This window comes from Streptosporangium saharense, assembly GCF_014203715.1.
Lineage (GTDB): Bacteria > Actinomycetota > Actinomycetes > Streptosporangiales > Streptosporangiaceae > Streptosporangium > Streptosporangium saharense.
Window position 1 is genome coordinate 69913 of the sequence record NZ_JACHJP010000014.1, and the last position, 22322, is coordinate 92234.

A 22322-nucleotide genomic window follows, 5' to 3' on the forward strand; every position below is an offset into this window, starting at 1 on the left:
TCACGGGAACTCCTATTCGGGGGATTCGGGGGTTTTCAAACGGAGGGGTCATCGGCGGCCGACGACGGGGTTGCGCAGGGTGCCAATGCCCTCGACGCTCACCTCGACGACGTCCCCCGGCCTGAGCGAGCGGCGGGGGGTCATGAACTCGCCGCAGCCCCACGGGGTGCCGGTCAGCACGACGTCGCCGGGTTCGAGGGTGAAGGCGCGCGAGCAGTAGGAGAGCAGCTCGGCGACACCGAAGAGCATCTCCGCGGTCGTCGAGTTCTGGACGGTCTCGCCGTTGACGACGGTCCTGAGCGCCAGCGCCTGGGGGTCGCCGATCTCGTCGGGGGTGACGACGACCGGGCCGAGCGGGCAGAAGGTGTCGAGGTTCTTACCCCGGGTCCACTGGCCGTCGGCGAACTGCAGGTCGCGGGCCGAGACGTCGTTGGCCACGGTGTAGCCCGCGACCCCGGCCAGGGCCTCCCGCTCGCTCGCGTACCTCAGGGGGGAGCCGATGACGGCGGCCAGTTCGACCTCCCAGTCCACCCGCTCGGTCAGCTCGTCGTCGATGACGATCTCGTCGCCGGGGCCGATCACGCTCGAAGGGAACTTGGCGAACATCAGCGGGCGCTCCGGCTTGTCCATCCCGGCCTCGCGGATGTGGTCCAGGTAATTCAGCCCGATCGCCACGATCTTGCCGGGGCGCAGCGGCGCGACGGGGACGGCGTCCTCGACCTGCTCGGTCGCCGAGGCGGCAAGGCGCGCGACCTCCCCGGCCCCGGCCGCGAGGACGGCCTCAAGCGGCGTGCCCGCCGGGACCCCCAGCGCGTACCAGCGCCCCTCGCGCTCAACCGCGGCGAGCCGGTCCTCCCCGACCCGTACCGTGCCGAGCCTCATGACTTTCTCCATTCCGTATCGCAGAATGCTATTCCGAACATGCGACAGCAGAACATCCGGACGAACACGCTGTCAAGTGTTCGACGGAACGTTCCCGGCCATCCCGGCGACCTCGGACTTCTCCCCGGCCACAACCCCTGCCTCCTGGGAGGTTCGGATCATATTCCGCATGGCGGAACTATAGACCGCATTGTGGAACTAGTGCTACGTTGACCGGAATCGCCGTACAGCCGGGAGGGGCGGTCAAGCGATGTATCCAGAAATCGACACTCCGGCGCTGGTCATCGACCTCGACGTGGTCCGGGCCAACGTGACGGAGATGGCCAAGGTGGCCGCGACGAACGACGTCGGGCTCAGGCCACACATCAAGACCCACAAGATCCCCGAACTGGCCCGCATGCAGATCGAGGCGGGCGCCGTCGGCATCACCTGCGCCAAGCTCGGCGAGGCCGAGGTGATGGCCGACGCCGGGATCGACGACATCCTGCTCGCCTATCCGATCTGGGGCGAGCCCAAGCTGCGCCGCCTGGCCGCGCTGCGTGAGCGCGCCCGGGTGCGGGTCAGCCTCGACTCGCCCGACGTCGCCGCGGGCCTGGGCAGGCTGGGCCTGCACACGGGCTCCCCGGTCGAGATCCTCGTCGAGGTGGACACCGGCATGCACCGCCTGGGCCGCCCGCCGGGCCGTCCAACCGCCGACCTGGTCGCGGAGATCGCCGCGATCCCCGGCGTCGAGGTCGTCGGCCTGCTCACCCTGGCCGGGCACGCCTACCGCTCCCGCTCGTGGGAGGAGCTGCTGGAGATCTCCCGCCGCGAGGGCGAGGACCTGGTCGCGACCGCCGAGCTGTGCGCCCGCGAGGGCGTCGAGCTGCGCGAGATCAGCGTCGGCTCGACGCCGACCGCCCGCTACGCCGCCGAGGTCCCCGGGGTTACCGAGATCAGGCCGGGCACCTACATCTTCAACGACACCACGATGATGCGGCTCGGCGTGGCCACCGAGGAGACCACCGGCGCCAGGGTGCTGGCCACTGTCGTCGGCCGCCCCTCCCCCGAGCGGGTCGTGCTCGACGCCGGGACGAAGTGCCTCACCTCGGACGGCCTCGGCTCCCCCGGCTGGATCTCCGCGGTCGGCCTGCCGTACCTGCACATGGAGTTCCTCAACGAGGAGCACGGGGTGGCACATCTCGAACCGGGGCACGCCAACTACGGCGAGCTGCCCGTGGGCAGCAGGGTGCAGCTCGTCCCGAGCCACGCCTGCCCGGTGCTCAACCTCTTCGACGTCGCGCACGTCGTCGAGGACGGCGAGGTCGTCACCGAGCTGCGCGTCGCCGCCCGCGGCGCCGTGCGATAACCATGAGAGACGAGAAGGGGAGAAGATGCGGGGCCTGACCGGGAAGAGAGTGCTGATCAGCGGCGGTAGCAGCGGCATCGGCGCCGCCACCGCCCGCAGGTTCCTCCAGGAGGGATCCCGGGTCTTCGTGGGCGGCCTCGACGCCGAGGAGGTCGGGCGGACCGTGGCCGAGCTGGCACCGCTCGGCGAGATCGACGGCCTCGCGGGCGACGTCGGCTCCGAGGCGGACGTGGACCGGCTGGTCGGGGCGGCCGTCGAGACGCTCGGCGGCATCGACGTGCTGGTCAACAACGCGGGCACCGCCTGGCGGGAGCCGTTCCTCGACATCACCAGGGAGCACTGGGACCGGATCATGACCGTGAACCTCGGCGGCATGTTCCAGGTCGCCCAGGCCGTGGCCAGACACCTGGTCGTCCAGGGCACCGGCGGGGTCATCCTCAACATGTCCTCGACCAACGGGATCGGCGGCGAGGCCGACTACGCCCACTACAACGCCTCAAAGGGCGGCGTGCTGCTGCTCACCAGGACCATGGCCGTCGAGCTCGGGAGGTACGGCATCCGCGTCAACGCGCTGTGTCCCGGCTACATCCAGACCCCGCTGAACGCGTCGATCTCGGCCAACCTGGACGACGACTTCGTCTCCGGCTACGAGCGCGACCACATCCCGCTTGGCCGGGCCGGTCTGCCCGAGGAGGTCGCCGCGGGCTACGCCTTCCTGGCCTCCGACGACGCCGCGTTCGTCCACGGCACCGAACTGGTCATCGACGGCGGCCAGCTCGCGATCATGTGACCCGCTCTATCCGAGGGAGACTTCCATGAGGATCGACGCCGCCGTGCTGCGGGAGCTGCGCGGGATCGTCGGCGCCGACCACGTCCGCGACGCCGATGGAGACGTGGCCGCCTACGCCAGGGACGCCACCCCGCTGTTCTCCGCCATGCCCGGCGCCGTCGTCCACCCCGGCTCGGCCGAGGAGGTCGCCGCGGTGCTCGCGCTGGCCACCGCGCACGGCGTGCCGGTCGTCCCCAGGGGCGCCGGGTCCAACCTGTGCGCGGCGACCGTCCCGCTCAGCGGCGGCATCGTGCTGGTGCTGACCAGGCTCGACCGCATCCTGGAGATCAGCGCCGAGGAGCTGCTCGCGGTCGTCCAGCCCGGTGTCACCTCCGCCGAACTGGCCGGGGCCGCCGCCAAGCACGGCCTGCTGTACGCGCCCGACCCCGGCAGCAGAACCGTCGCGACCGTCGGCGGCACCATCGCCACCTGCGCGGGCGGCCTGCGCGGCCTGAAGTACGGCGTGACCCGCAACTACGTCCTCGGGCTCGAAGCCGTGCTCCCGACCGGAGAGATCGTCCGCACCGGCGGTCGGCTGTGGAAGGACGTGGCGGGCTACGACCTGACCCGGCTGCTCACCGGCTCCGAGGGCACGCTCGGCGTGATCACCGAGGCGACGGTCGCGCTCACCCCCGCCCCGGAGACCACCGGGACCGGGCTCGCCTACTTCGCGACCCTGGCCGACGCGGGACGGGCCGTGGCCCGGGTCATCGGCTCGGGGATCGTCCCGGCGACGCTGGAGTTCCTCGACGCCAAGTGCGTGGCGGCGGTCGAGGACTACGCCGGGCTCGGGCTCAGGCTCGACGCGGGGGCGCTGCTGCTGTTCGGCGACGACGGCGCCGCCGCCCCGGTGGCCGACCACCTGGCCAGGATGGCGGAGATCTGCCTGGCCGAGGGGGCAATGGAGGCCACGGTCGCGGGCGCCGCCGCCGAGTCGGAGGCGCTGCTCGCCGCCCGGCGCTGCGCGCTGCCCGCGCTCTCCCGTCTGGGCTCGGTCACGATCCTGGAGGACGCGAGCGTGCCCCGGCCGCGCATCGCCGAGATGGTCGACCGCATCGACGCCCTGGCTGTACGGCACGGCCTCACGATCGCGACCTTCGGCCACGCCGGGGACGGCAACCTGCACCCGACCTGCGTGGTCGAGGCGGGCGACACCGACGCCGTCGAACGCGCCCACCACGCCTTCGCCGACATCTTCCGCGCCGCGATGGAGCTGGGCGGCACCATCACCGGCGAACACGGCGTCGGCGCGGCCAAGCTGCCCTACCTGGCCGAACGGCTCGGCGAGGACCAGATGGCGCTGCTGCGCAGGATCAAGGCCGCCTTCGACCCCGCAGGCATCCTCAACCCAGGAAAGCTCGGCTCGTGAACACCACGCCACCTGACCCTTCGGCCCCGCAGGGGATCTTCACCCCCGAACTGCTCGACCGCTGCATCTCGTGCGGGTTCTGTCTGCCCGCCTGCCCGACGTACGCGCTCACCAAGGACGAGGCGTCCTCCCCCAGGGGCAGGATCACGCTGATGCGCGCCCTTGAGGAGGGCACGCTTCCCGACAACGACCTGCGCCTGCAGGAGGAGTCGAGCTTCTGCCTCGGCTGCCGGGCCTGCGAGACGGTCTGTCCCGCCGGGGTGGAGTACGGCGCGCTCCTCGAAGAGTGGCGTGACCACCAGTGGCAGGGATCGCGACGCCCGTTGGTCGTGAGGCTGCTGACGTTCGCGGTGAACGCGCGACCGCGGGTGTGGCTGCTCGGCCTGTTCCGCCGCCACGCCCGCACCCGGCCCTCGCCCGAGGGGCCGCACCTGATGCTCGGCTGCTTCGAACGGGCTCTCTACCCCAAGGTGAGCAGGGCCGCCCGCGCCCTGCTGCCCGAGCTGTCCGCCCCGGCCTCCCAGGGGTGCTGCGGGGCGCTGCACGCGCACAACGGCGACTCGGCCAGGGGCCGGGAACTCGCCCTTGAGCTGGGCGAACAACTACCCGGAGTGATCGTCACCACCTCGGGCGGCTGTGCGGCCCACCTCGCCAGCGTGCTCGGCAGGGACCGGGTCAGGGAGATCTCGGAAACCCTCACCGAAACCCCGCGGGAGCTGCCGTGGACGGGGGCGCGCATCGCGCTGCAGGACTCCTGCCATCTGCGCAACGGCCTGGGCGTCTGGCGTGAGCCCAGGGAGCTGATCGGGCGGATGGGCGAATATGTCGAGCTGCCCTCTGCGGGGTCCTGCTGCGGCGCCGCGGGCAGCTACGCCATGGTCAGACCCAAGGACAGCCGCAAGGTCCTCGACGCCAAACTCGACGAGATCGAGGCGGCCGGGGTTGACTACGTGGCCGTGGTCAACCCGGGGTGCTACCGCCAGCTCGACCAGGGCCTGCGCCGGAGGAAGTCACGGGTGCGAGCCGTACACCTGGCGGAACTGGCGGCGGGCGCGTACGAGACCACCCGCTCTGCCCGGACACAGGCGGAGCACTGATCCAGGCCGTCGAAGGCGTCATGGGATTGCCGAGCCGCCGGCCTGAGCCGCAGGACGTCAACCTCGCGGCCACGTTCGTCACCGGTCAGGGCCGTTCAGACCCGTGGACATCGAGCACCCACGGCGCCATCACGTGCAGGAACTCACGAACGTTGCGCCGGTAGTCGAAACTCGTCGCGGCCAGAGTCCTTCCGGCGGCGCGTAACCTGCCACGCTCCGCAGGATCGGCGTCAAGCGCCCGCCGAATCGCGGCAGCGAGCGAGGCAGGGTCCACCGGACGAGCGCTGTAGCCGGTCTGACCATCCCGGACGAGTTCGGCCAGGCCGCCCGCCGTGGTGGCCACCACCGGCGAGGCTCCCGCTGCGAACGCCTCCAGCGGAGGCCGCCCGAACGGCTCGACCCTGGAGGGGACAATGACCGCGTCGAGCGCCGGGTGGGCCAGCAGTGTCCGCACACCAGAGTCGAACCGGGTCATCAGGGTGACATCCAGCTGTCGGGCAGCGATCTTGGCAGCCAAGTACCGCTGGTAGCCGGTTGGCCGGTCGGTCTCGGTGACAGCGGCGAGCACGGTGTGCGGCACGTTCCCGTCCAGGAGCGTGAGGGCATCCAGCAGATCGTCCCACCCCTTGTATGGCTCGGCGCGCCCATAGGCCAGCAGGAACGCCTTCGTGGCTGCGGCCGGCAGCAGCCGCGCCTCCGGAGCAGGAATTCGCCACTCGGAACCGGTGAGCCCGTCGTACAGGTCGACCAAGGCGTGCTCCGGCAGTCCGTAGGCGACGTTCAGGTGTTGCCGCATGTGGCCGCAGATAGCGGCCACGTGCCCGCCGGACCCGGTCAGCTCAGCCAAGCCGTTCCGTTCCCAGGAGATGCGCGCAGCATTACGCGGATCGTGCAAGGCGGCGGTGGCATGCGCGACAAGCACCGTCCTCCGACGCACCCGCAGCGGCACAAGGGCTCCGAGCCCGAAGAACGGCACGTCGGAAGCCAGCACGAGCAGGTTCCGCTCACCGGCCAGATGGGCGATGGCCTGGGCCGCACTACCGGACGCCTTCTTGAAGCCGTCCAGATCGGCGAAGCGCCGCAGGCCGCCGGTGCCATTGTCGACCGGCACCACATGCCCGCCGACCTGCCGGACGAGTTCGAGGCTGGCCGCGTGCCAGACGGGATCGTACTCAGGACTGGCCGGAACCAGTTCGATCGGCATCACGATCAGCTGGACGTGCGGGGCGATGACCTGGACGACCGCTTCCAGCAGGGCGCGATTGCAGCGACCCGCACCAGTGCCGTACCCGTAGAAGCCGTCATGGACGGCGATGACCACCGTCCCACCGTTCACGACGGCTCCCCGGTGAGGATGTCGCGGACGGCCGTGACATTGACCCGGCGTGCGTTGTGGCCAGACAGGCGAACCATCGGCTGAACGCGCAGCAGCGCGCAAAGCAGCGGATCGAAGGCGGCGACCGCCCGGCCTGGGGCGAGGTAGAAGCGGCGCAGCCGTTCCAGCGGCTCGATGCGGGACCACGGGTGCCCGGCGTCGGCATCATGCCGCCGGTCGAGACTGGCCGAGGGTTCCAGGTCGAACACGACGTACAGCGCGGGGACGAGCAGCCACCCGGCACGGAGCTGGTCGACGACCCAGCTGACACGGGCGGCGAGCAACTCCTCATCGTCGATGGAGTGGGCGTAGGCGAGCGCGGACAGCCAGTCACGGTCGGCGACGACCGTCGGGTGGACGGCGAGCAGCGGCTCAGCCTGGGCGGTCTTGAGCAGCCAGTTGGCCTGGTGGGCGTCGTCGTCGGCGACACCGGGATGGTCGGCGTGGGCCAGAGTCGCGCCGGCGGAGGTGGTGTATTCGCCGAGCACGGGAACCCCGGCGCCGCTCAGGTGCTCAGCGATGGTGGTCTTGCCCGCGCCGGGCATCCCTTCGAGCACGATCAGCCGCCCGCGGCCGGGCGCGTCGAGCGCCGGTGTGGTGTCGGTGGCGTCAGAACAGGGGCGAGTGGTCCTCATGTCGATGTCGTGGCCTTGCTCTGGGAGATGTGTGGAGGCCGACCGGACGCGTCTGGGCGTCGACAGCCGCGAGAGAGAAGCCGGCCAGGCGGCGCATGTCTGTGAGCACCGGCCCGGCAGAGGTGTTCAGCAGCAGGTGACGGCCGACGACCGCGTGAACCGTCCCTGCCAGCACGGCCTGGTCGGCGTGCTCGTCGAGACCGGTCACCTCGGCGTAGGTGCCGGGCGGGGGCTGGTCGAGCCCGTAGACGACAGCCAGGTCGCGCACGTCGGCCCTGCCAACCGGGGTGAGACTGCTCGGCCACGCGACGGCGGTGATGGCGGCGTGCGCCTTTTCCACCTGCTCAGCGCGTTCGTGCTCGTCGGGAAGCGTCCACCAGGCGTCGGCCTTGGCGCGGCTGCTGATGCGCTCGCGTGCCAGCCCGGCCTGGGCGATGCCCTGCTCGGTTCGGCGAATCGCCGTGAACGGCCCAGCGGCCAGCAGGCTGTAGCAGATGGCGCCCTGCTCCAGGAGCCGGTCCTGGCCGCGGTCGGCCGCGGTGAGCCCGATCTTGACCAGGCCGCGCCCGAACCACGCCAAGTACAGCAGCCAGTTCCTGTCGTCCTCGCCGAGGACGGCGTCGCGGGCCAGGGCGCGGCCTCGGTCAGCGGCCGCGCATGACGGGCATTGCGCGTCCACACCCTGCGGGATGGCCGCCCCGACCGGGCACGGAACGCGCCGTCCCACCGTCCACACCCCGATGCAACCGCGCGGGCCGACCAGTTGCCAGCCGAACCGGTGGCCGACGCCGGCGGGGCGGCCACGCTCACCGTCAGCCGGGTTGCCGGGCAGCGGCAGCACCGTCAGGGTCGGGATCCCGGACTCCCAGTGCAGCCCGGTAGAACGCCATGCGGGTGGCTGCGTCGTCATCTGTCTCGGCCCTCCCGTAGTGCTCCCGCAGTACCGACCAGCCGGCCAGGTGGACGATGTCCGCGAGTGCCTCGCCGGGGTTGTCGGGCATATGCAGGTGATTCTGGAGCCTGTCCGCGCCGAACTCCCGGCGAATACGAGACTTGATCTCGTCGTCGGCATGGGGAGTGTGCGAGCGCAGTAGCAGCACCGTCACCGGGCCGCTGGTGAGGTAGGCGTCGACGGCGGCGACGAAGTCCTCGCCATAGGCGTCGGGGTACATGCGGCGTGTGTCGGCCGACGACAGGAGATGAGGGTGGACGTTGAGGACGTCGTGCGCGGTTTCCAGCCGGTCGCGGATCAGGCCGGTCGGCGCACCGGGTTTGATCAGCGCAACGGTGAGCGACCAGCCGGGCCACCGGAGCCGATCGCCTCCTTCACGCATCCGGATGGCCCACATACGTAGACAGCGACACTGCCGTTCACCAAGGTCGTCGGGATGCCTCGGCGGATCAGCGGACGCGAACGTCAGCGCGTCGGCGACGCACGTACGGCACGCCCCGTCCGGCATGATCGGCTCGATGCCGAGCAGTCCGAACGGGATCTCGGCTCGATAGACGGCCCACCACAGATCCCACGGGCTGGACACCCGCACCACGACCGGGTCGTTCACGTCGACGGCGCCGGACACCTGGCGCTGAAGGACGAAGCCGAGCAACGCCTTGGGCACGTCCCGCGCACGCAGTGGTATCGGCGCGCTCACGCCGTTGCCTTCGCCAGGACAACGCTCGCCACGGCCCGCGTGTCGGGCGCCTCGGCGAGCACGAGCTCTACCCGGTCGATGCCGGGCGCACCGTCCACGTACGGCATCAGCCGGTCGAGCAGGTAGCCGGCGAGTTCCTCGGTGGTGGTGTTCGGCACCGGCAGCAGCGCCACTACCCGCCGGGGGAAGCTGTACCAGTCGTCGCCGCACTCGACGATCACCCGCCCGTCCGCCACGTGGCAGGTGCCGACGACCGGTGTCTCGGGCAGGAGCGTACGCCGCTTCAACGGCTCGATAACCTCTCTCAGGCCCTCCTTCACCCGGCGGAAGTCCAGCACCATGCCGGTCCCGTCCGGGTCACCGTGCAGCCGCACAGTGACCGTGAAGGTGTGACCGTGCAGCGGTTCCAGCGTCCGGTCGTGAATGCCCGCGTGAGCGGCGGAGAACACATGTGCGCCGCCCCCGCCGATCTCTATCTGGAAACTCATGGAATCCCTCGATCCCTTCTGTCCCACTGGTTTCAAGCGGCTATCGGCCGACGCGAGCGAGCTGGAAGAACTCCTGGCGAGCGCGGGCGTCGTCGCGCAACAGCCCGTGTACGGCGGAGGTGAGGGTCGCGGCTCCATCAACGCGGGCGCCGCGCAGCGACATGCACAGGTGCTCGGCCTCCAGGACGACGCCGACGCCCTTCGGCCGCAGGTTCTCCTGCAGCCAGTCGGCGATCTGCTGGGTGAGCCGCTCCTGCACCTGCGGGCCATGCGCGAACCACTCGACGAGGCGGGCCAGCTTCGACAGACCGAGTATCCGCTTGCCGGGCAGGTAGGCGACATAGGCCATCCCGGTGAAGGGCAGCATGTGGTGCTCGCACAGCGACTCGAACGGGATGCGCCGCTCGATGACGAGCTGCTCGTAGTCACGGTCGTTGGGGAAGGTCGTCGCGTCGAACGGGCGGGGTGTGCACATCTCGGCGAGCGCCCGCGCCATCCGGCCGGGTGACTCGGCCATGCCCTCCCGGTCGAGGGCGACGCCGAGCGCGGACAGCAGAGCGCGGGCGGCCTTCTCAGCGGCTTCCAGGTCACGGGTCGGCCCGTCAGGCCGAACCACCATCCGGATCGGAGCCTCGGCGATCGTCATGCCGCGACGCTCCCCTCAAGATCGGCGCCGGTCAGATCCGAGGCCGGGTAGTCGGCGAGGCCACGGCGGATGGCGACGCCGACGCTGTCGGTGAACCGGAGCGCGCCCGGCTTGTGGACCCGCACCCGGACCGCCGTTGCGCCGAAGCCAACGACGATCGTGTGCGCGACCGCCTCGGCCAGCGCCTCGACCGTCCTGTACTCCGACTCCTCGACCAGGGCGATGACCGCCTTGGTGGCGCTCCGGTAGTCCCAGCCGTCGGCCAGGCTGTCGCTGCGAGCGACCTTCCGCAGGTCCGTACCGACCTTCAGGTCGAGAACCACGTCGGACTTGGCCAACCGCTCCGGATCTGTGACGCCGATGACGCATCGCAGCCGCAGCTTGTCGATCTCGATCTCGTCCACGCGTTTCCAGTCCTTTCTCCACGTGCGGGATGTGGCGGGCGACGAAGGCCGAAGAGTTCTCGTGCACGAGCTGACCATCCGGTTTACGCTCCGATCAGCCGCCCGTACGGATCGTCACCTACCCAGACCGGGGCCGCCCAGAGGGCTGGTGTTGCCGCAACACCGCAGCAACAGAGGGAGCTGGTCGAGATGGGCGAGCACCACAGCACCACGGCGATGATGTTCGGGCTGGTCCTGAGGCACCTGCGCAAGCAGGCCGGGCTGACGCAGCGGGAACTCGGCAGGCGCGCTCTCTATGACCACACGAGAATCTCCCGCGCCGAGAACGGAGAGATCCTCACCCCGGAGCCCATGGTCGCCACGCTAGACAACGTCCTGGGCGCCGGCGGGCTGCTGTTCGGGCTGCGGAGGATGGCAGAGTCCGAGAATAGAGTCCCGATTGTGGCGAGGGTGCCTGGCTTCTACGACGGCGAACCGGTCATCCTGGACATGATGACCGCGGACGGAAGGATCGTCAGGGTGACCATCTCGCGACGTCAGTTCACACAGCTGCTTGCCTCTGGCGCCCTGTCCGGCGCATTTCCCGGCCTGGCCGAACCGGAGCAGGCCCAGCGAGTCACCCGCGCGCTCGACCGGCCATCCCGCGTCGACGGCGAAGTCATCGACTACTTCCGGCGCGTCCTGGCCGAGCACTACAGCGCCGACAAGATGCTCGGCCCCCGCAGCCTTCTGCGGCCGGTGCTCGCGCAGATCGACGTCCTGGACGAGCTGCGGCGCGGCGCCGGGGCCAAGCACGCCGATCCGCTGCTGCAGACCCTCGCCCAGTACGCCGAGATGGCCGGCTGGCTCCACCAGGACCTCGGCGAGCTTGACGCCGCCATGAACTGGACCCGTCGAGCGGCCGAATGGGCTCTGTGCGCCGGTGACACCCAACTGTCGGCATACATGCTGGTCCGCCAGTCCAACATCGCGTGCCTCACCGACGACTACGCCGCAGTCGTGCACCTCGCCGCCGCCGCGCGCCGCCGCCCGGCCGAACTCGAACCCAAGCTGGACGCCCTCGCGGCCCAGCAGCAGGCCCGCGGCCTGGTGATGCTCGGCGAGTCCGACGAGTGCTTCGCCCTGCTCGACCAGGCGGCCGACACGCTGCGTGACCACCCGCACGTCACCCACCCCAACGTGCCGGTCTACCTGCACCACTACGACGTCGATGCGCTACGGGAACAGTCCGCCGTCTGCCACCGGGCCGCAGGCCGGGCGGACACGGCCGTCTCCATCCTGGAGGAGCAGATCGAGAAACTGCCCGCCAACGTGACCCGAGACCGTGGCCACCTGACCGCCAAGCTTGCCGTCGCGGTCGTCCAGACGGCACACCCCGACGTGGCGCGTGCCGCGCACCTCGGCCAGTACGCGCTTGGCGTCGCCCGCCAGACCGGCTCCGTCCGCATCCACCGCGAACTGCGCACGCTCGACAGCGAGCTACTGCGCCGGTGGCCGGACGACGCCGCCTCCCGGGACTTCCACGAGGCGCTCGTCGCCGTGTGACCCCGCATCTCACCCGGGTTGGCGGTCTCAGGTGTGGCCCCGTGCGGGTTAGTTGGGGCTTTCCGTGGAAAAGTGTCTGGAATGCGCTTCCACGCGGATCTGCACATCCACTCGAAGTACTCGCGGGCGTGCAGCAAGGACAGTGACCTGGCGCATCTGACCAGGTGGGCGCGGCACAAGGGTGTCACGCTGATGGGGACGGGCGACTTCACGCACCCGTCCTGGTTCGGGTTGCTCCGCGAGGGGCTCGTGCCCGCAGAGCCCGGCCTGTTCAGGCTGCGTGACGATCTCGACCGGGAGGTCGCCAGGACGCTGCCGTCCTCGGTCGCCTCGGCCCCGGTGCGGTTCATGCTCACGGTCGAGGTGTCCACGGTCTATCGGCGTGGAGGCCGTACCAGAAAGCTCCACCACCTGATCAACGTGCCGGGCTTCGAGGAGGCCGAGGCGCTCAACCGCGAGCTGGGCAAGATCGCCGACCTGGGCTCGGACGGCAGGCCGACGCTGGGTCTCGACTCCCGCGACCTGCTGGAGATCACGCTCAACAGCGGCGAGGGGTCCTATCTGGTCCCGGCCCACGTGTGGACGCCGTGGTTCGGGGTCTTCGGCTCCAAGTCGGGCTTCGACACGGTCGAGGAGTGCTACGGCGACCTGTCGGAGCACATCTTCGCGCTGGAGACGGGCCTGTCGAGCGATCCGGAGATGAACCGGCGGGTCTCCGCGCTGGACGGCTACCGCCTGGTCAGCTACTCCGACGCGCACTCCCCGCCCAGGATCGGCCGTGAGACCACGGTGCTCGACACCGATCTCGACTACTTCGCGGTGCTGCGGGCGCTGCGGACCGGGGAGGGCTACGAGGGGACCGTCGAGTTCTTCCCCGAGGAGGGCCGCTACCACCTGGACGGTCACCGCAAGTGCGGCGTCAGGCTGGAGCCCGAGGAGACGCGGCGTCTCGGCGGGATCTGCCCGGTGTGTGGCAGGCCGCTGACGGTCGGGGTGCTGAGCCGCGTCGAGGACCTGGCCGACCGTCCCGCTGGTGTACGGCCCGCGGGCGACACCTCCGTCTCCGAGGGGCTCGTCCCGCTGCCGGAGATCGTGGGCGAGATCCTCGACGTCGGGCCGACCAGCAAGAAGGTCGTCGGCGAGGTCGACAGGCTCGTCGCGGCCCTCGGCCCCGAGCTGCGGATTCTCCAGGAGACGCCGGTCGGCGACCTTGAGTCCCGGCTTCCCCGGCTGGGTGAGGCGATCGGCAGGCTGCGCCGGGGCGAGGTGATCAGCGATCCGGGCTTCGACGGCGAGTACGGCGTGATCCGCCTGTTCGCCCCCGGAGAGCAGGAGGCGCCGACGCTCTTCGACACCTCGGCGCTGAAGAACGGCCTAAAGGACCGTCATGTTGGGTAAGTGCGTTATGGCACACGAAATTACGGCATTCATCGTATAGAAAAGGCGATGTTAGGTATTTACGTTATAGTCCGGGCGCTCCGTGAATGCCGATATCCGTGTAGAGAAAACGGCGTTCCGCAGCCGATTGGATAACGCTTCGGTAACGTTTCCCTGTTCACGACCTGCGTCGTTTACGGAAAGTCATAGTGACATTGACTACGAGAATTTCCGGTAACCGGCAGATCGTCGCAGCTAGAGTACGGTCGCACACAGAGCGAAGCCACGGATGGAGAGTAAACAACCACGCTTCGTAGGTCTTGACCGATTTAATCCTTTTCTGGATCAATCATGAGGCTTCACCCCGCCCCATATCGTGGCCCGGAGCCAAAGTGACCCCGCTACCCCTCGAACCCCCGACTGCCCGCGTGATCCGGGCATCGTCGCCGCGCGGGCGAAAACTGCTCCGCGTCGTGGGGGCGGCGCTCGCGGTCGTGATGGCGATGACGTCATGGGTCGAGGTGATCGCCCCGGCCAGAGCCGCCTCCGCGGCGTGCATGGCCGCCCACCACGACGAGGACCACACGGCCCCGGCGAAGGGTCCCGTCAGCGGTCCTGCCGTCAACACGGCGACCGGCCCCCCGGCCGCCACCTCCCTCGGTGACGAGCAGGAGACGTTCGAGAACGACTCACGCGAGATCAAGGACGACTCGACCGACACCGGCGCCACCGACTCCCGCCCACCGGTGCGGGGTGTCACCGTCGCGATCCACCGGGCGCGGCCGTCGGAGACGAGTCTCGGAACGAGCGTGGCACGCGGTCCACCCGTGCGCCGAGGACGCCTGCTACCAGGCGTTTCCCGTGCGCACGACCTCCGGCCGAAGACGGCCGGAGCCGACCGCCCACGCCCTTGTGAGGATCTCAGTGACGTCAGAACAGCACGACCTGAAGACCCATGACGACTTAGCCACCGCGCCCCGCCGTGGCGCCTTCAGGACAGCCGACATCAGGTCCGGCTTCCTCGTCTTCCTCATCGCGCTCCCCCTCTGCCTGGGGATCGCGCTGGCCAGCGGGTTCCCGCCGGTCGCCGGTGTCCTCACGGCGATCATCGGCGGTGTGCTGGTCAGCCTGCTCGGCAGTGCCCCCCTGACCATCAAGGGCCCCGCCGCGGGCCTGATCGTGATCGCGCTCGGCGCCGTCCAGGAGCTCGACGGCGGCGACCTCGCGGTCGGCTACCGGCGGGCGCTTGCCGTCGGCGTCGTGGCCGCGGTCATCCAGATCGTCTTCGCGCTGTGCCGGGTGGCGACCGTCGGGATCGCCATGTCCCCCTCGGTCGTGCACGGCATGCTCGCCGCGATCGGGGTCATCATCATCTCCAAGCAGGCGCACGTCGCGCTCGGCGTCAAGCCGGAGAGCAAGGAGACCCTCGGCCTGATCGCCGAGATCCCGCACAGCGTCGCCAACGCCAACCCCCGCATCCTGCTGCTCGGCGCGCTTGGCCTGCTGGTCATGTTCGGCATGCCGTTGATCAGGGCCAGGTGGGCCAGGGCCGTACCCGCGCCGCTGGTCGTGCTCGCCGTGACCGTGCCGGTCGCGCTGTGGTTCCACGTCGGCGTCCCGCACGACTACCGTTTCATGACCACGACCTACCACCTGGGCCCCGAGTTCCTCGTCCGGCTCCCCGGCACCCTGCTCGACGCCGTGGCCTTCCCCGACTTCTCGGCGATCCTCACCGGGACGTCGCTGAAGTACGTGGTGATGTTCGCCCTGATCGGCACCATCGAGTCGACCCTGACCGTGCTCGCGGTGGACTCCATGGACCCGGAGAAGCGCTCCTCCGACCTCAACCGCGACCTGCTCGCGCTCGGCGGCGGCAATCTCGTCTCCGCGCTGGTCGGCGGCCTGCCGATGATCTCGGAGATCGTCCGCAGCCGGGCCAACATCGACGCGGGCGCCACCTCCCGGTGGTCCAACTTCTCCCACGGCGCCTTCCTGCTGCTGTTCGTGGCGCTGGCGCCGGGGCTGTTGCAGACCATCCCGCTGGCGGTGCTGGCCGCCATGCTCGTCTACACCGGCACCAGGCTCGCCTCGCCCCGCGAGTTCGCCCACGCCGGTGAGGTCGGCCTCGACCAGCTCGCCCTGTTCCTGACCACGCTGTTCGTCACGCTCGCCACGGACCTGCTCATGGGTGTCGCGGCCGGTCTCGCCCTCAAGATCGTGCTGCACCTGGTCCGCGGGGTGCCGCCGGTGGCGTTCCTGCGGCCCCGCGCCGAGGCCGTCCGCACCGGAAGCGTGCTGAACGTCCGCATTCCCAACGCCGCCGTCTTCACGGCCCTGCTGCCGCTGCGCCGTACGGTCAACGGGGCTGAAGAAGGCGTCACCGACGTCGTGGTGGACGTGTCGGACGCGGCGTTGGTCGACCACACCTTCCTTTCCGGGCTGGCCACGATGTCGCGTGAGTGGCGGGCCACCCTCACCCTGCGCGGGCTCGACGACCTCGTCCCCGTCTCGGCCCACCCGCAGGCGACCAGACGCAGGAGGCGGGCATGAGCCATCTCGACCTCGCCACGGACGTCGCGGAGCTGGTCGAACGGGCGGCGAGGCTGCTGCCCGACCAGGCGCCGTTGCAGACGTTCGTGCACCACAACACGCTGCACGCCTTCGAGCACCTGCCCTTCGACGAGGCCGTGGTCAGCGCGGCACGCGTGTTCGGCACCGAGCCGTTCCAGACCGAGACGGCCTTCCTCGGCCACGTCGAGTCCGGGCGGATCAGGCCCGCCGACCTCGACGCGGTCGCCGAGGCCGAGGCGCGGGGCGGGAGCCCGATCGTGCCCGGTGGGCCGACCAGGGCGCGCTTCCTCGCCCTGCGGCTGCGGCACCTGTTCGAGGTCCCCAGGGGCGCCGCGCTCGACTGGCTGCTCCTGGAGACCGACGCCCGGACCCGCCTGACCGCTCTCCTCGACCCTCGGCGGCGCGCCGAGCTGCTCACACAGGCAAGACGCGACTGGACCACGACGCCCGAGCCGAGTGCGCGGGCGCTGCAGGCGCGACTGCTCGACACCCTGTGGAACAGCCTGGAGGCCGCGGCTCCGCTGGTGCCCGGCACCGGTGCCGTCCCGGTGCGCGGGCGCGACCGCGTTCTCGCGGCGACCGGGACCGACACCGACGAGCTGGTCCACCCGCTGCTGATCCGCCTGTCGGCGGCCTTCCTCGACCAGGGGGTCGCCTACTGGCCGATGCCCGAGCGCGAGCGCGGCTTCCTGCACGCCTTCAGACGCCTGTACGGCCAGGCGGGCGGTCCGCCCGACCGGTTCCTGCGCGGTCTCGGCGCCGAGCTGAGACGGCAGGAGGCCGAGGGCTGGACGGCGGAGCGCACGATCGTCACGGCCCTGCGCGAGCTGGCCGTACCCGAGGAGTCGTGGGGCGCCGCGATCGAGGCGACGCTGCTGTCGCTGCGCGGCTGGGCGGGCATGATGCGTCAGTTCGAGCACCGGCCAGAGCGGGCGCCGGTCGAGGCGCGGGCGGCGCGGCTGCTCGACTACCTGGCCGTCCAGCTCGTCCTCGACGTCCACGCCGCGCGGCACGCCATGCGGAACCACCCTGGCGGGTCCGCCCCGGACGACACGGCGGTACGGCCCGGCCTCGACCTGGTCTACGAGGCGTTCGTCCTGGCCCAGGTGATGCCCGTGGACACCGCGGTCCTCGCCGAGCCGGAGCACGCGGCGGCCTGGCTCGGGGCCGTCGCCTCCTGCGACGAGACGGAACGGCGCCGCCTGCTGCACCTGGCCTACGAGCGGCGGCACCGGGTCGGGGCGCTCGACGCGCTCAGGGCGCACCAGCGCGTCGTGGCCGGGGCCGAGGCGCCGCCCGTCACGATGCAGGCCGTGTTCTGCATCGACGAGCGGGAGGAGTCCCTGCGACGGCACCTTGAGGAGCACTTCCCGCAGGCCGAGACCTACGGCTACGCCGGGTTCTTCGGGGTCGCCATGACCTACCGGGGAGTGGACGAGGTCCGTGCCCGCCCGCTGTGCCCGGTGGTCGTCACCCCGAGGCACCTGGTCGTCGAGGAGTCGGCCGAGGCCCGTACGGCACAGCGCAACGGCCGGGGCGGGCTGAGTCTCGGCCTGTCCGTGGGCAGCAGGACCCTGGCGCGCGGCAGCGTCATCGCGCTCGGCCTCGGGGCGACGCAGGTCGTCACGCTGGTCGGCCGCTGCCTGTTCCCGCGCCTGTTCCACCGCTGGTCCCGGCGCCTCGGCCACACCCCGGAGGCCGTGACCAGGCTGGTCGTCGAGCGGGCTCCCGGTGCCGTGGAGACCGAGGGCGGCCTGCTGCCGGGTTACTCGGTGCCGGAGATGGTCGAGGTGGTCGCCGCGGCGCTGCGGACGACCGGTCTCGGCCGTGGCCTCGCGCCCGTCGTGCTGGTCGTCGGCCACGGCTCCTCAAGCCTCAACAACCCGCACGAGTCGGCGCACGACTGCGGGGCGACCGGGGGCGGGCGTGGCGGCCCCAACGCCCGTGCGTTCGCCGTGATGGCCAACCATCCCGGGGTGCGCGCCGGGCTGCGTGACCTGGGCCTCGTCATCCCCGACGGCACCTGGTTCCTCGGCGCCTACCACAACACCTGTGACGACTCCATGACCTACTACGACGAGGACCTGGTCCCCGAGCGGTCGCGGCAGGCGGTCGGGGAGGCGAAGAGGGTCATGGCGCGGGCGTGCGTGCTGGCGGCGCACGAGCGCTGCCGCAGGTTCGAGTCGGCCCCCCTCGACCTGCCGCTCGACGCGGCGCTGGCCCACGTCGAGAGCCACACCGTCGACCTGGGCCAGCCCAGGCCCGAGTACGGCCACGCCACGAACGCGGTCGCCGTCGTCGGGCGCAGGTCACGCACCCGGGGGCTCTTCCTCGACCGGCGTGCCTTCCTCGTCTCCTACGACCCCGAGGGCGACCCGGCCGGTGACCTGCTGACGAACCTGCTGCTCGCCGCGGGGCCGGTCTGCGCGGGCATCAACCTGGAGTACTACTTCAGCTACGTCGATCCGGCGGGCTACGGGTGCGGCACGAAGCTGCCGCACAACATCGTCGGCCTGCTCGGCGTCATGGACGGCCACGCCTCCGACCTGCGCACGGGCCTGCCCTGGCAGATGGTCGAGATCCACGAGCCGGTACGGCTGCTGCTGGTCGTCGAGGCCGAACCCGAGCGGCTCGCGGCCATCGTCGGGGCGCACGCCGTACTGGAACGGCTGGTGTCCAACGGGTGGATCCAGCTCGTCGCGTGGAGCCCGGACTCGGAGGCGATGCACGTCTTCGAGCGGGGAGGCTTCGTGCCGTACGTCCAGGAAGGGGAGGTTCTGCCGACGGTGCACCGCTCGGCGCACTTCTACGCGGGCAGGCGGGAGCACCTGGGGTTCGCGCACGTCACGGCAGCTCTTGGTACGGCCCAGCGGAGGGAACTCGTCGGGGAGGAGGCGTCGTGAGCGAGACACTCCAGCGGCTTCTGCTGCTCTCGGTGGCCGGGCTGCCCCTCGGGGTGTTCGCCCTGATGGGGGCGTTCGCCTGGCAGGGGCGGCGGCGGGTCGAGCGGGCCGTCTCGACGGCCGTCGCGCTGGCCTTCGGGCTCGCCACGGCCGCCGCGCTCACGCTGGCCTGCGTCATGGTGGGCGAGGGGCGGGCGGCGGTGACGGCGCCGGTCGGCACCTGGTTCGGCAGCGGGGAGTCGGAGTTCCACCTGCTGCTCGTCGGTGACCGGCTCTCGCTGCCCTTCGCGGTCCTGGCCGCGCTGCTGTGCTGCCTCATCGGCGTCTTCTCCCGGCGCTATCTGCACAGGGAGCCCGGCTACCTGCGCTTCTACATGCTGCTGGCGCTGTTCGGCGCGGGCGTCGAGCTGGTGACCCTCGCGGGCGCCCTCGAACTGACCCTCGTCGGCTGGGAGCTGGCCGGACTGTCCTCGGCGTTGCTGATCGCGTTCTTCCACGAGCGCAGGAGGCCGGTCGAGCACGGCCTGCGCGCGTTCCTGGTCTACCGGGCGTGTGACGTCGGGCTGCTGGTCGCGGTGGTGTGGCTGCACCACACGACCGGCTCGTCGAGCGTGGCCGGGACCGACGGCGCGGGGTGGGCGCTCTTCCGCGTGCCCGCCACGCGGGGGGACGCGCTGCTGATCGGCCTCGCGCTGCTGTGGGCCTCGATGGGCAAGGCGGCCCAGGTCCCGCTCGGCGGCTGGCTGCCCCGCGCCATGGAGGGGCCGACGCCCTCAAGCGCCGTCTTCTACGGCGCGATCTCGGTCAGCCTGGGGCCGTACCTCCTGCTGCGCACCGAGTCCGCCTGGTCGGGGGCGCCGGGGGTGCGGACGGCGATCGTGGTGGTCGGCGCGCTGACCGCCATTCACGCCACCCTCGTCGGCCGTGCCCAGACGGACATCAAGAGCACGCTCGCCTACGCCTCGATGACCCAGATCGGGGTGGTCCTGGTCGAGGTCGGGCTCGGGCTGCGCTATCTCGCGCTGGCCCACCTGGTCGCGCACGCCGCGCTGCGCAGCGCCCAGATCCTGCGCTCGCCGAGCCTGATCCACGACCACCACCACCTCGAACAGGCGCTCGGCGGGCCGCTGCCGCCCACCGGCAGGCACCTGGACCGGGTCGTCCCGAGGGGCGTGCGGGCGTGGCTGTACCGCTACGCGCTCGAACGCGGCTACTTCGACGCGTGGCTGCGTGACCACGTGGTCGGCGGCCTGACGCGCCTGGTCAGACGGGCCGAGTCGCTGGACGAGCGGTGGGCGCGGCTGCTGAGCACCGGTTCGTACCCGAGAGAGGGCCAGAAGTCGTGATCGTCGTCGTTCCCTCGCTGGTCGCGGTCCTGTTCCTGGTCTCCTCGGTGGTCGTCGGCCGCCTGGCGGACTGGCAGGTCGCGCGCCGCGCGGCGGTGGCCTGTGCCTCGGCTGCCACGATCCTGGCCGTCGCGCTGCCCTGGTCGGGAGGGTTCGTCCCGTTCTCCCCGAGCGGGCGGGGGTCGGGTCCGGCTTTCGCCGTACTGCCCGAGGGCACGGCCAGGCTCGTCGTCGTCGCGACGTGCGCGGCGGGCCTGCTGGTCGTCGCGATGAGCCCGCTCGCCTCCCACCCGCCCGCGACGCTGGCCAGGATTCTGCGATTGCTCGCGGTCTCCTGCGGTTTCGTAGCCGTACGGCACCAGGCCGTCGCCGTCGTGCTGTGGGCGCTTTCGGCCTGGCTGGTCTGGGCCGAGCTGCGGGGCCACGACGAAGGACGGGAGCGGCTCGACCGGTTGTTCGCCGTCTACCACCTGCCCGGCGTCCTGCTCCTCGGGGTGGGCACCGTGCTGTCGGCGACCGGGTGGCGGACGGCGGGCGGCGCCCTCGTGGTGATCGCGATCATGACGAGGTTCGCGGTAGTCCCGCTGCACAGTTGGTATCCCCGCTTCGTCGAGCGGGCCCCGCTGGGGGTCGTGGTCGTCTTCGCCACCGCGCCCTTCGGGCTGCTCACCCAGCTCGACCTTCCGGCGCCACTCGCCCGTGACCTGGCGCTGCTGGGCGGGCTGACCGCCGTCGTGGCGGCGGTGTTCGGGGTGGTGCAGACCGAGGCGCGGCGCGCGCTGGCCTTCCTGACGATGAGTCAGACCGGGCTGGTGATGTGCGGGCTCGGCGGTTCCTCGGAGGCGGTCTCCGGCGCCGTGCTGACCTGGGAGGCCTCGGCGCTTGCCGTCTCCGGGCTCGCCATGACGCTGGCGGCCCTTGAGGCGCGGCGCGGCACGCTGTCGCTGCGGGTGCCGAGCGGGAACTTCGCCAGGACTCCCCGGCTGGCGGTGGCGTTCCTGCTGTGCGGGCTCGCCACGGTCGGCTTCCCGCTCTCCCTCGGGTTCGCGGGCGGCCACCTGCTGATCCACGGCTCGGTCACCGGGTCACCTGCCGTCTGGCTCGCGCTGGCCGGAGCCGTCGGCGTCAACGGCATGACGGTGATGCGGTGCTTCTTCGCGCTGTTCGCGGGCAGCCGTACGCACTCGGGAGAGCGTGACCTCGTCCCGCTTGAGACGTACGCGCTGACGATCACGATCGGCGCGCTACTGGTCGGGGGCCTGTTCCCGCTGGTCCCCTGACCCGGCCGGTTCCAAGGATCGGCCGCCGGGGGGCTCCCCCGGCGGCCGGTCCTCATACGAGGTGGTTACCGGTTGGGAAGCTCCTCAACGGGCTCCTCCCTCCGGTCCTCCTTCGTTGAGCCGACCGCGCTGAGTTCCTCGCGCAGCCGGTCGAAGTCAATCCCGTGGCTGCTGTACTTCAGCTCGCGCGCCACCTTCGTCTGCTTCGCCTTGGCTCGACCCCGCCCCATTGGCTGTACTCCCTCACACGGCCGTGCTGACCTACTGTCACCGTCGCGTCGCCGGCGAATCCAGCCTGGCGCGGCAGGTCAGGCTGTGCTCGCCGGTACCCGTACCCAGCGACGCCCCGCCCCATCCTCGAATCGACCGGGATCGGGACTGCCGAGCGGCGTTGGGGAACAGAACACCGGCTCATCCTACCTAGAAACCTGACGATTTGAACAATTATGCAATTTGCCAGATTATAAGTGTCTTGTGTTCCTCGATTGGATGCAGCAGGAGGCCATCGGTCCACGAGAAGTGGGCGACACGCACGCGCTCGCGGCCAGGCCGCGGGCACACGCCGACGGGGCGTC

The 22322-nt window shown here is 70.9% G+C and carries 20 protein-coding genes; 11 read left to right on the forward strand and 9 right to left on the reverse strand.

Translation table 11 applies throughout. From position 1 onward, the window contains the following. Positions 1-48: 48 nt before the first annotated feature. Positions 49-882, reverse strand: coding sequence for a fumarylacetoacetate hydrolase family protein (locus FHS44_RS37855; RefSeq protein ID WP_184724990.1), 834 nt, complete (start codon positions 880-882; stop codon positions 49-51). Positions 883-1132: 250 nt separating this feature from the next. On the opposite strand from FHS44_RS37855, the gene FHS44_RS37860 reads away from it, so the two are divergent. From FHS44_RS37860 to FHS44_RS37875, 4 genes are read left to right on the forward strand one after another with little or no spacing between them, the layout of a single operon-like run. Then, the gene (locus tag FHS44_RS37860) at positions 1133-2230 is read left to right on the forward strand and encodes an alanine racemase (RefSeq protein ID WP_184724992.1); all 1098 of its coding nucleotides are present in this window, start codon (positions 1133-1135) and stop codon (positions 2228-2230) included. A gap of 25 nt (positions 2231-2255) precedes the next feature. Further along, a complete protein-coding gene (locus FHS44_RS37865; protein WP_184724994.1) occupies positions 2256-3020 on the forward strand; it encodes an SDR family NAD(P)-dependent oxidoreductase in 765 nt (254 codons plus the stop codon). Positions 3021-3045: 25 nt separating this feature from the next. After that, on the forward strand, positions 3046-4428 hold the full coding sequence (locus FHS44_RS37870) for an FAD-binding oxidoreductase (protein ID WP_184724997.1): 1383 nt from the start codon (positions 3046-3048) through the stop codon (positions 4426-4428). Next, on the forward strand, positions 4425-5525 hold the full coding sequence (locus FHS44_RS37875) for a (Fe-S)-binding protein (RefSeq protein WP_184724999.1): 1101 nt from the start codon (positions 4425-4427) through the stop codon (positions 5523-5525). Before FHS44_RS37870 ends, FHS44_RS37875 begins: the two co-directional genes overlap by 4 nt. 85 nt (positions 5526-5610) lie before the next feature. Here the strand turns inward: FHS44_RS37875 and FHS44_RS42615 are convergent, their stop codons facing one another. Genes FHS44_RS42615 through FHS44_RS37910 form a run of 7 tightly spaced genes read right to left on the reverse strand, consistent with a single transcriptional unit; the run spans position 5611 to position 10725 of the window. Then, positions 5611-6861 (reverse strand): glycosyltransferase family 4 protein, encoded by a 1251-nt coding sequence (locus FHS44_RS42615; protein WP_184725001.1) that lies wholly within the window; start codon positions 6859-6861, stop codon positions 5611-5613. Further along, complete coding sequence (locus FHS44_RS37885) at positions 6858-7535, reverse strand: AAA family ATPase (protein WP_184725003.1); 678 nt, start codon at positions 7533-7535, stop codon at positions 6858-6860. The genes FHS44_RS42615 and FHS44_RS37885 overlap by 4 nt, the downstream gene beginning before the upstream one ends. After that, a complete protein-coding gene (locus FHS44_RS37890; RefSeq protein WP_184725005.1) occupies positions 7510-8445 on the reverse strand; it encodes a DUF2797 domain-containing protein in 936 nt (311 codons plus the stop codon). Before FHS44_RS37890 ends, FHS44_RS37885 begins: the two co-directional genes overlap by 26 nt. Further along, positions 8348-9187 (reverse strand): hypothetical protein, encoded by an 840-nt coding sequence (locus FHS44_RS37895; RefSeq protein ID WP_184725007.1) that lies wholly within the window; start codon positions 9185-9187, stop codon positions 8348-8350. The genes FHS44_RS37890 and FHS44_RS37895 overlap by 98 nt, the downstream gene beginning before the upstream one ends. After that, the gene (locus FHS44_RS37900; protein ID WP_184725009.1) at positions 9184-9675 is read right to left on the reverse strand and encodes a 6-pyruvoyl trahydropterin synthase family protein; all 492 of its coding nucleotides are present in this window, start codon (positions 9673-9675) and stop codon (positions 9184-9186) included. The genes FHS44_RS37895 and FHS44_RS37900 overlap by 4 nt, the downstream gene beginning before the upstream one ends. Before the next feature lie 40 nt (positions 9676-9715). Beyond that, entirely contained in the window at positions 9716-10321 is a 606-nt protein-coding gene (gene folE, locus FHS44_RS37905) for a GTP cyclohydrolase I (RefSeq protein WP_184725010.1), read from the reverse strand. Then, positions 10318-10725 (reverse strand): dihydroneopterin aldolase, encoded by a 408-nt coding sequence (locus tag FHS44_RS37910; protein ID WP_312863980.1) that lies wholly within the window; start codon positions 10723-10725, stop codon positions 10318-10320. The genes folE and FHS44_RS37910 overlap by 4 nt, the downstream gene beginning before the upstream one ends. A 189-nt stretch (positions 10726-10914) precedes the next feature. Here FHS44_RS37910 and FHS44_RS37915 point away from each other — a divergent pair, with 189 nt between their 5' ends. From FHS44_RS37915 to FHS44_RS41480, 7 genes are all read left to right on the forward strand, one after another. After that, complete coding sequence (locus FHS44_RS37915) at positions 10915-12270, forward strand: helix-turn-helix domain-containing protein (protein ID WP_184725015.1); 1356 nt, start codon at positions 10915-10917, stop codon at positions 12268-12270. An 81-nt stretch (positions 12271-12351) separates the two neighbouring features. Continuing rightward, positions 12352-13668 carry an endonuclease Q family protein gene (locus FHS44_RS37920; protein WP_246436671.1) on the forward strand — a complete coding sequence of 439 codons (1317 nt, stop codon included), beginning with the start codon at positions 12352-12354 and terminating at the stop codon, positions 13666-13668. 407 nt (positions 13669-14075) lie between these two features. Next, positions 14076-14606, forward strand: coding sequence for a hypothetical protein (locus tag FHS44_RS37925; RefSeq protein WP_184725017.1), 531 nt, complete (start codon positions 14076-14078; stop codon positions 14604-14606). Then, positions 14572-16197 carry a SulP family inorganic anion transporter gene (locus tag FHS44_RS37930; protein ID WP_312863981.1) on the forward strand — a complete coding sequence of 542 codons (1626 nt, stop codon included), beginning with the start codon at positions 14572-14574 and terminating at the stop codon, positions 16195-16197. The genes FHS44_RS37925 and FHS44_RS37930 overlap by 35 nt, the downstream gene beginning before the upstream one ends. Then, complete coding sequence (locus FHS44_RS37935) at positions 16194-19121, forward strand: YbcC family protein (protein WP_184725019.1); 2928 nt, start codon at positions 16194-16196, stop codon at positions 19119-19121. The genes FHS44_RS37930 and FHS44_RS37935 overlap by 4 nt, the downstream gene beginning before the upstream one ends. Then, complete coding sequence (locus FHS44_RS37940) at positions 19118-20467, forward strand: proton-conducting transporter transmembrane domain-containing protein (RefSeq protein ID WP_312863982.1); 1350 nt, start codon at positions 19118-19120, stop codon at positions 20465-20467. Before FHS44_RS37935 ends, FHS44_RS37940 begins: the two co-directional genes overlap by 4 nt. After that, positions 20464-21747, forward strand: a complete 1284-nt coding sequence (locus FHS44_RS41480; protein WP_184725021.1) for a proton-conducting transporter transmembrane domain-containing protein — start codon at positions 20464-20466, stop codon at positions 21745-21747. Before FHS44_RS37940 ends, FHS44_RS41480 begins: the two co-directional genes overlap by 4 nt. Before the next feature lie 65 nt (positions 21748-21812). Here the strand turns inward: FHS44_RS41480 and FHS44_RS37950 are convergent, their stop codons facing one another. Beyond that, positions 21813-21977, reverse strand: a complete 165-nt coding sequence (locus FHS44_RS37950) for a DUF3073 domain-containing protein (RefSeq protein ID WP_184725023.1) — start codon at positions 21975-21977, stop codon at positions 21813-21815. Between the last annotated feature and the right edge of the window lie 345 nt (positions 21978-22322).

What these genes read in the sequence shown, in the direction of transcription:
- FHS44_RS37855 (WP_184724990.1), bottom strand. Translation starts at nt 882, where the DNA reads ATGAGGCTCGGCACGGTACGGGTCGGGGAGGACCGGCTCGCCGCGGTT.
- FHS44_RS37860 (WP_184724992.1), top strand. Translation starts at nt 1,133, where the DNA reads ATGTATCCAGAAATCGACACTCCGGCGCTGGTCATCGACCTCGACGTG.
- FHS44_RS37865 (WP_184724994.1), top strand. Translation starts at nt 2,256, where the DNA reads ATGCGGGGCCTGACCGGGAAGAGAGTGCTGATCAGCGGCGGTAGCAGC.
- FHS44_RS37870 (WP_184724997.1), top strand. Translation starts at nt 3,046, where the DNA reads ATGAGGATCGACGCCGCCGTGCTGCGGGAGCTGCGCGGGATCGTCGGC.
- FHS44_RS37885 (WP_184725003.1), bottom strand. Translation starts at nt 7,535, where the DNA reads ATGAGGACCACTCGCCCCTGTTCTGACGCCACCGACACCACACCGGCG.
- FHS44_RS37890 (WP_184725005.1), bottom strand. Translation starts at nt 8,445, where the DNA reads ATGACGACGCAGCCACCCGCATGGCGTTCTACCGGGCTGCACTGGGAG.
- FHS44_RS37900 (WP_184725009.1), bottom strand. Translation starts at nt 9,675, where the DNA reads ATGAGTTTCCAGATAGAGATCGGCGGGGGCGGCGCACATGTGTTCTCC.
- folE (WP_184725010.1), bottom strand. Translation starts at nt 10,321, where the DNA reads ATGACGATCGCCGAGGCTCCGATCCGGATGGTGGTTCGGCCTGACGGG.
- FHS44_RS37915 (WP_184725015.1), top strand. Translation starts at nt 10,915, where the DNA reads ATGGGCGAGCACCACAGCACCACGGCGATGATGTTCGGGCTGGTCCTG.
- FHS44_RS37920 (WP_246436671.1), top strand. Translation starts at nt 12,352, where the DNA reads ATGCGCTTCCACGCGGATCTGCACATCCACTCGAAGTACTCGCGGGCG.
- FHS44_RS37935 (WP_184725019.1), top strand. Translation starts at nt 16,194, where the DNA reads ATGAGCCATCTCGACCTCGCCACGGACGTCGCGGAGCTGGTCGAACGG.
- FHS44_RS37950 (WP_184725023.1), bottom strand. Translation starts at nt 21,977, where the DNA reads ATGGGGCGGGGTCGAGCCAAGGCGAAGCAGACGAAGGTGGCGCGCGAG.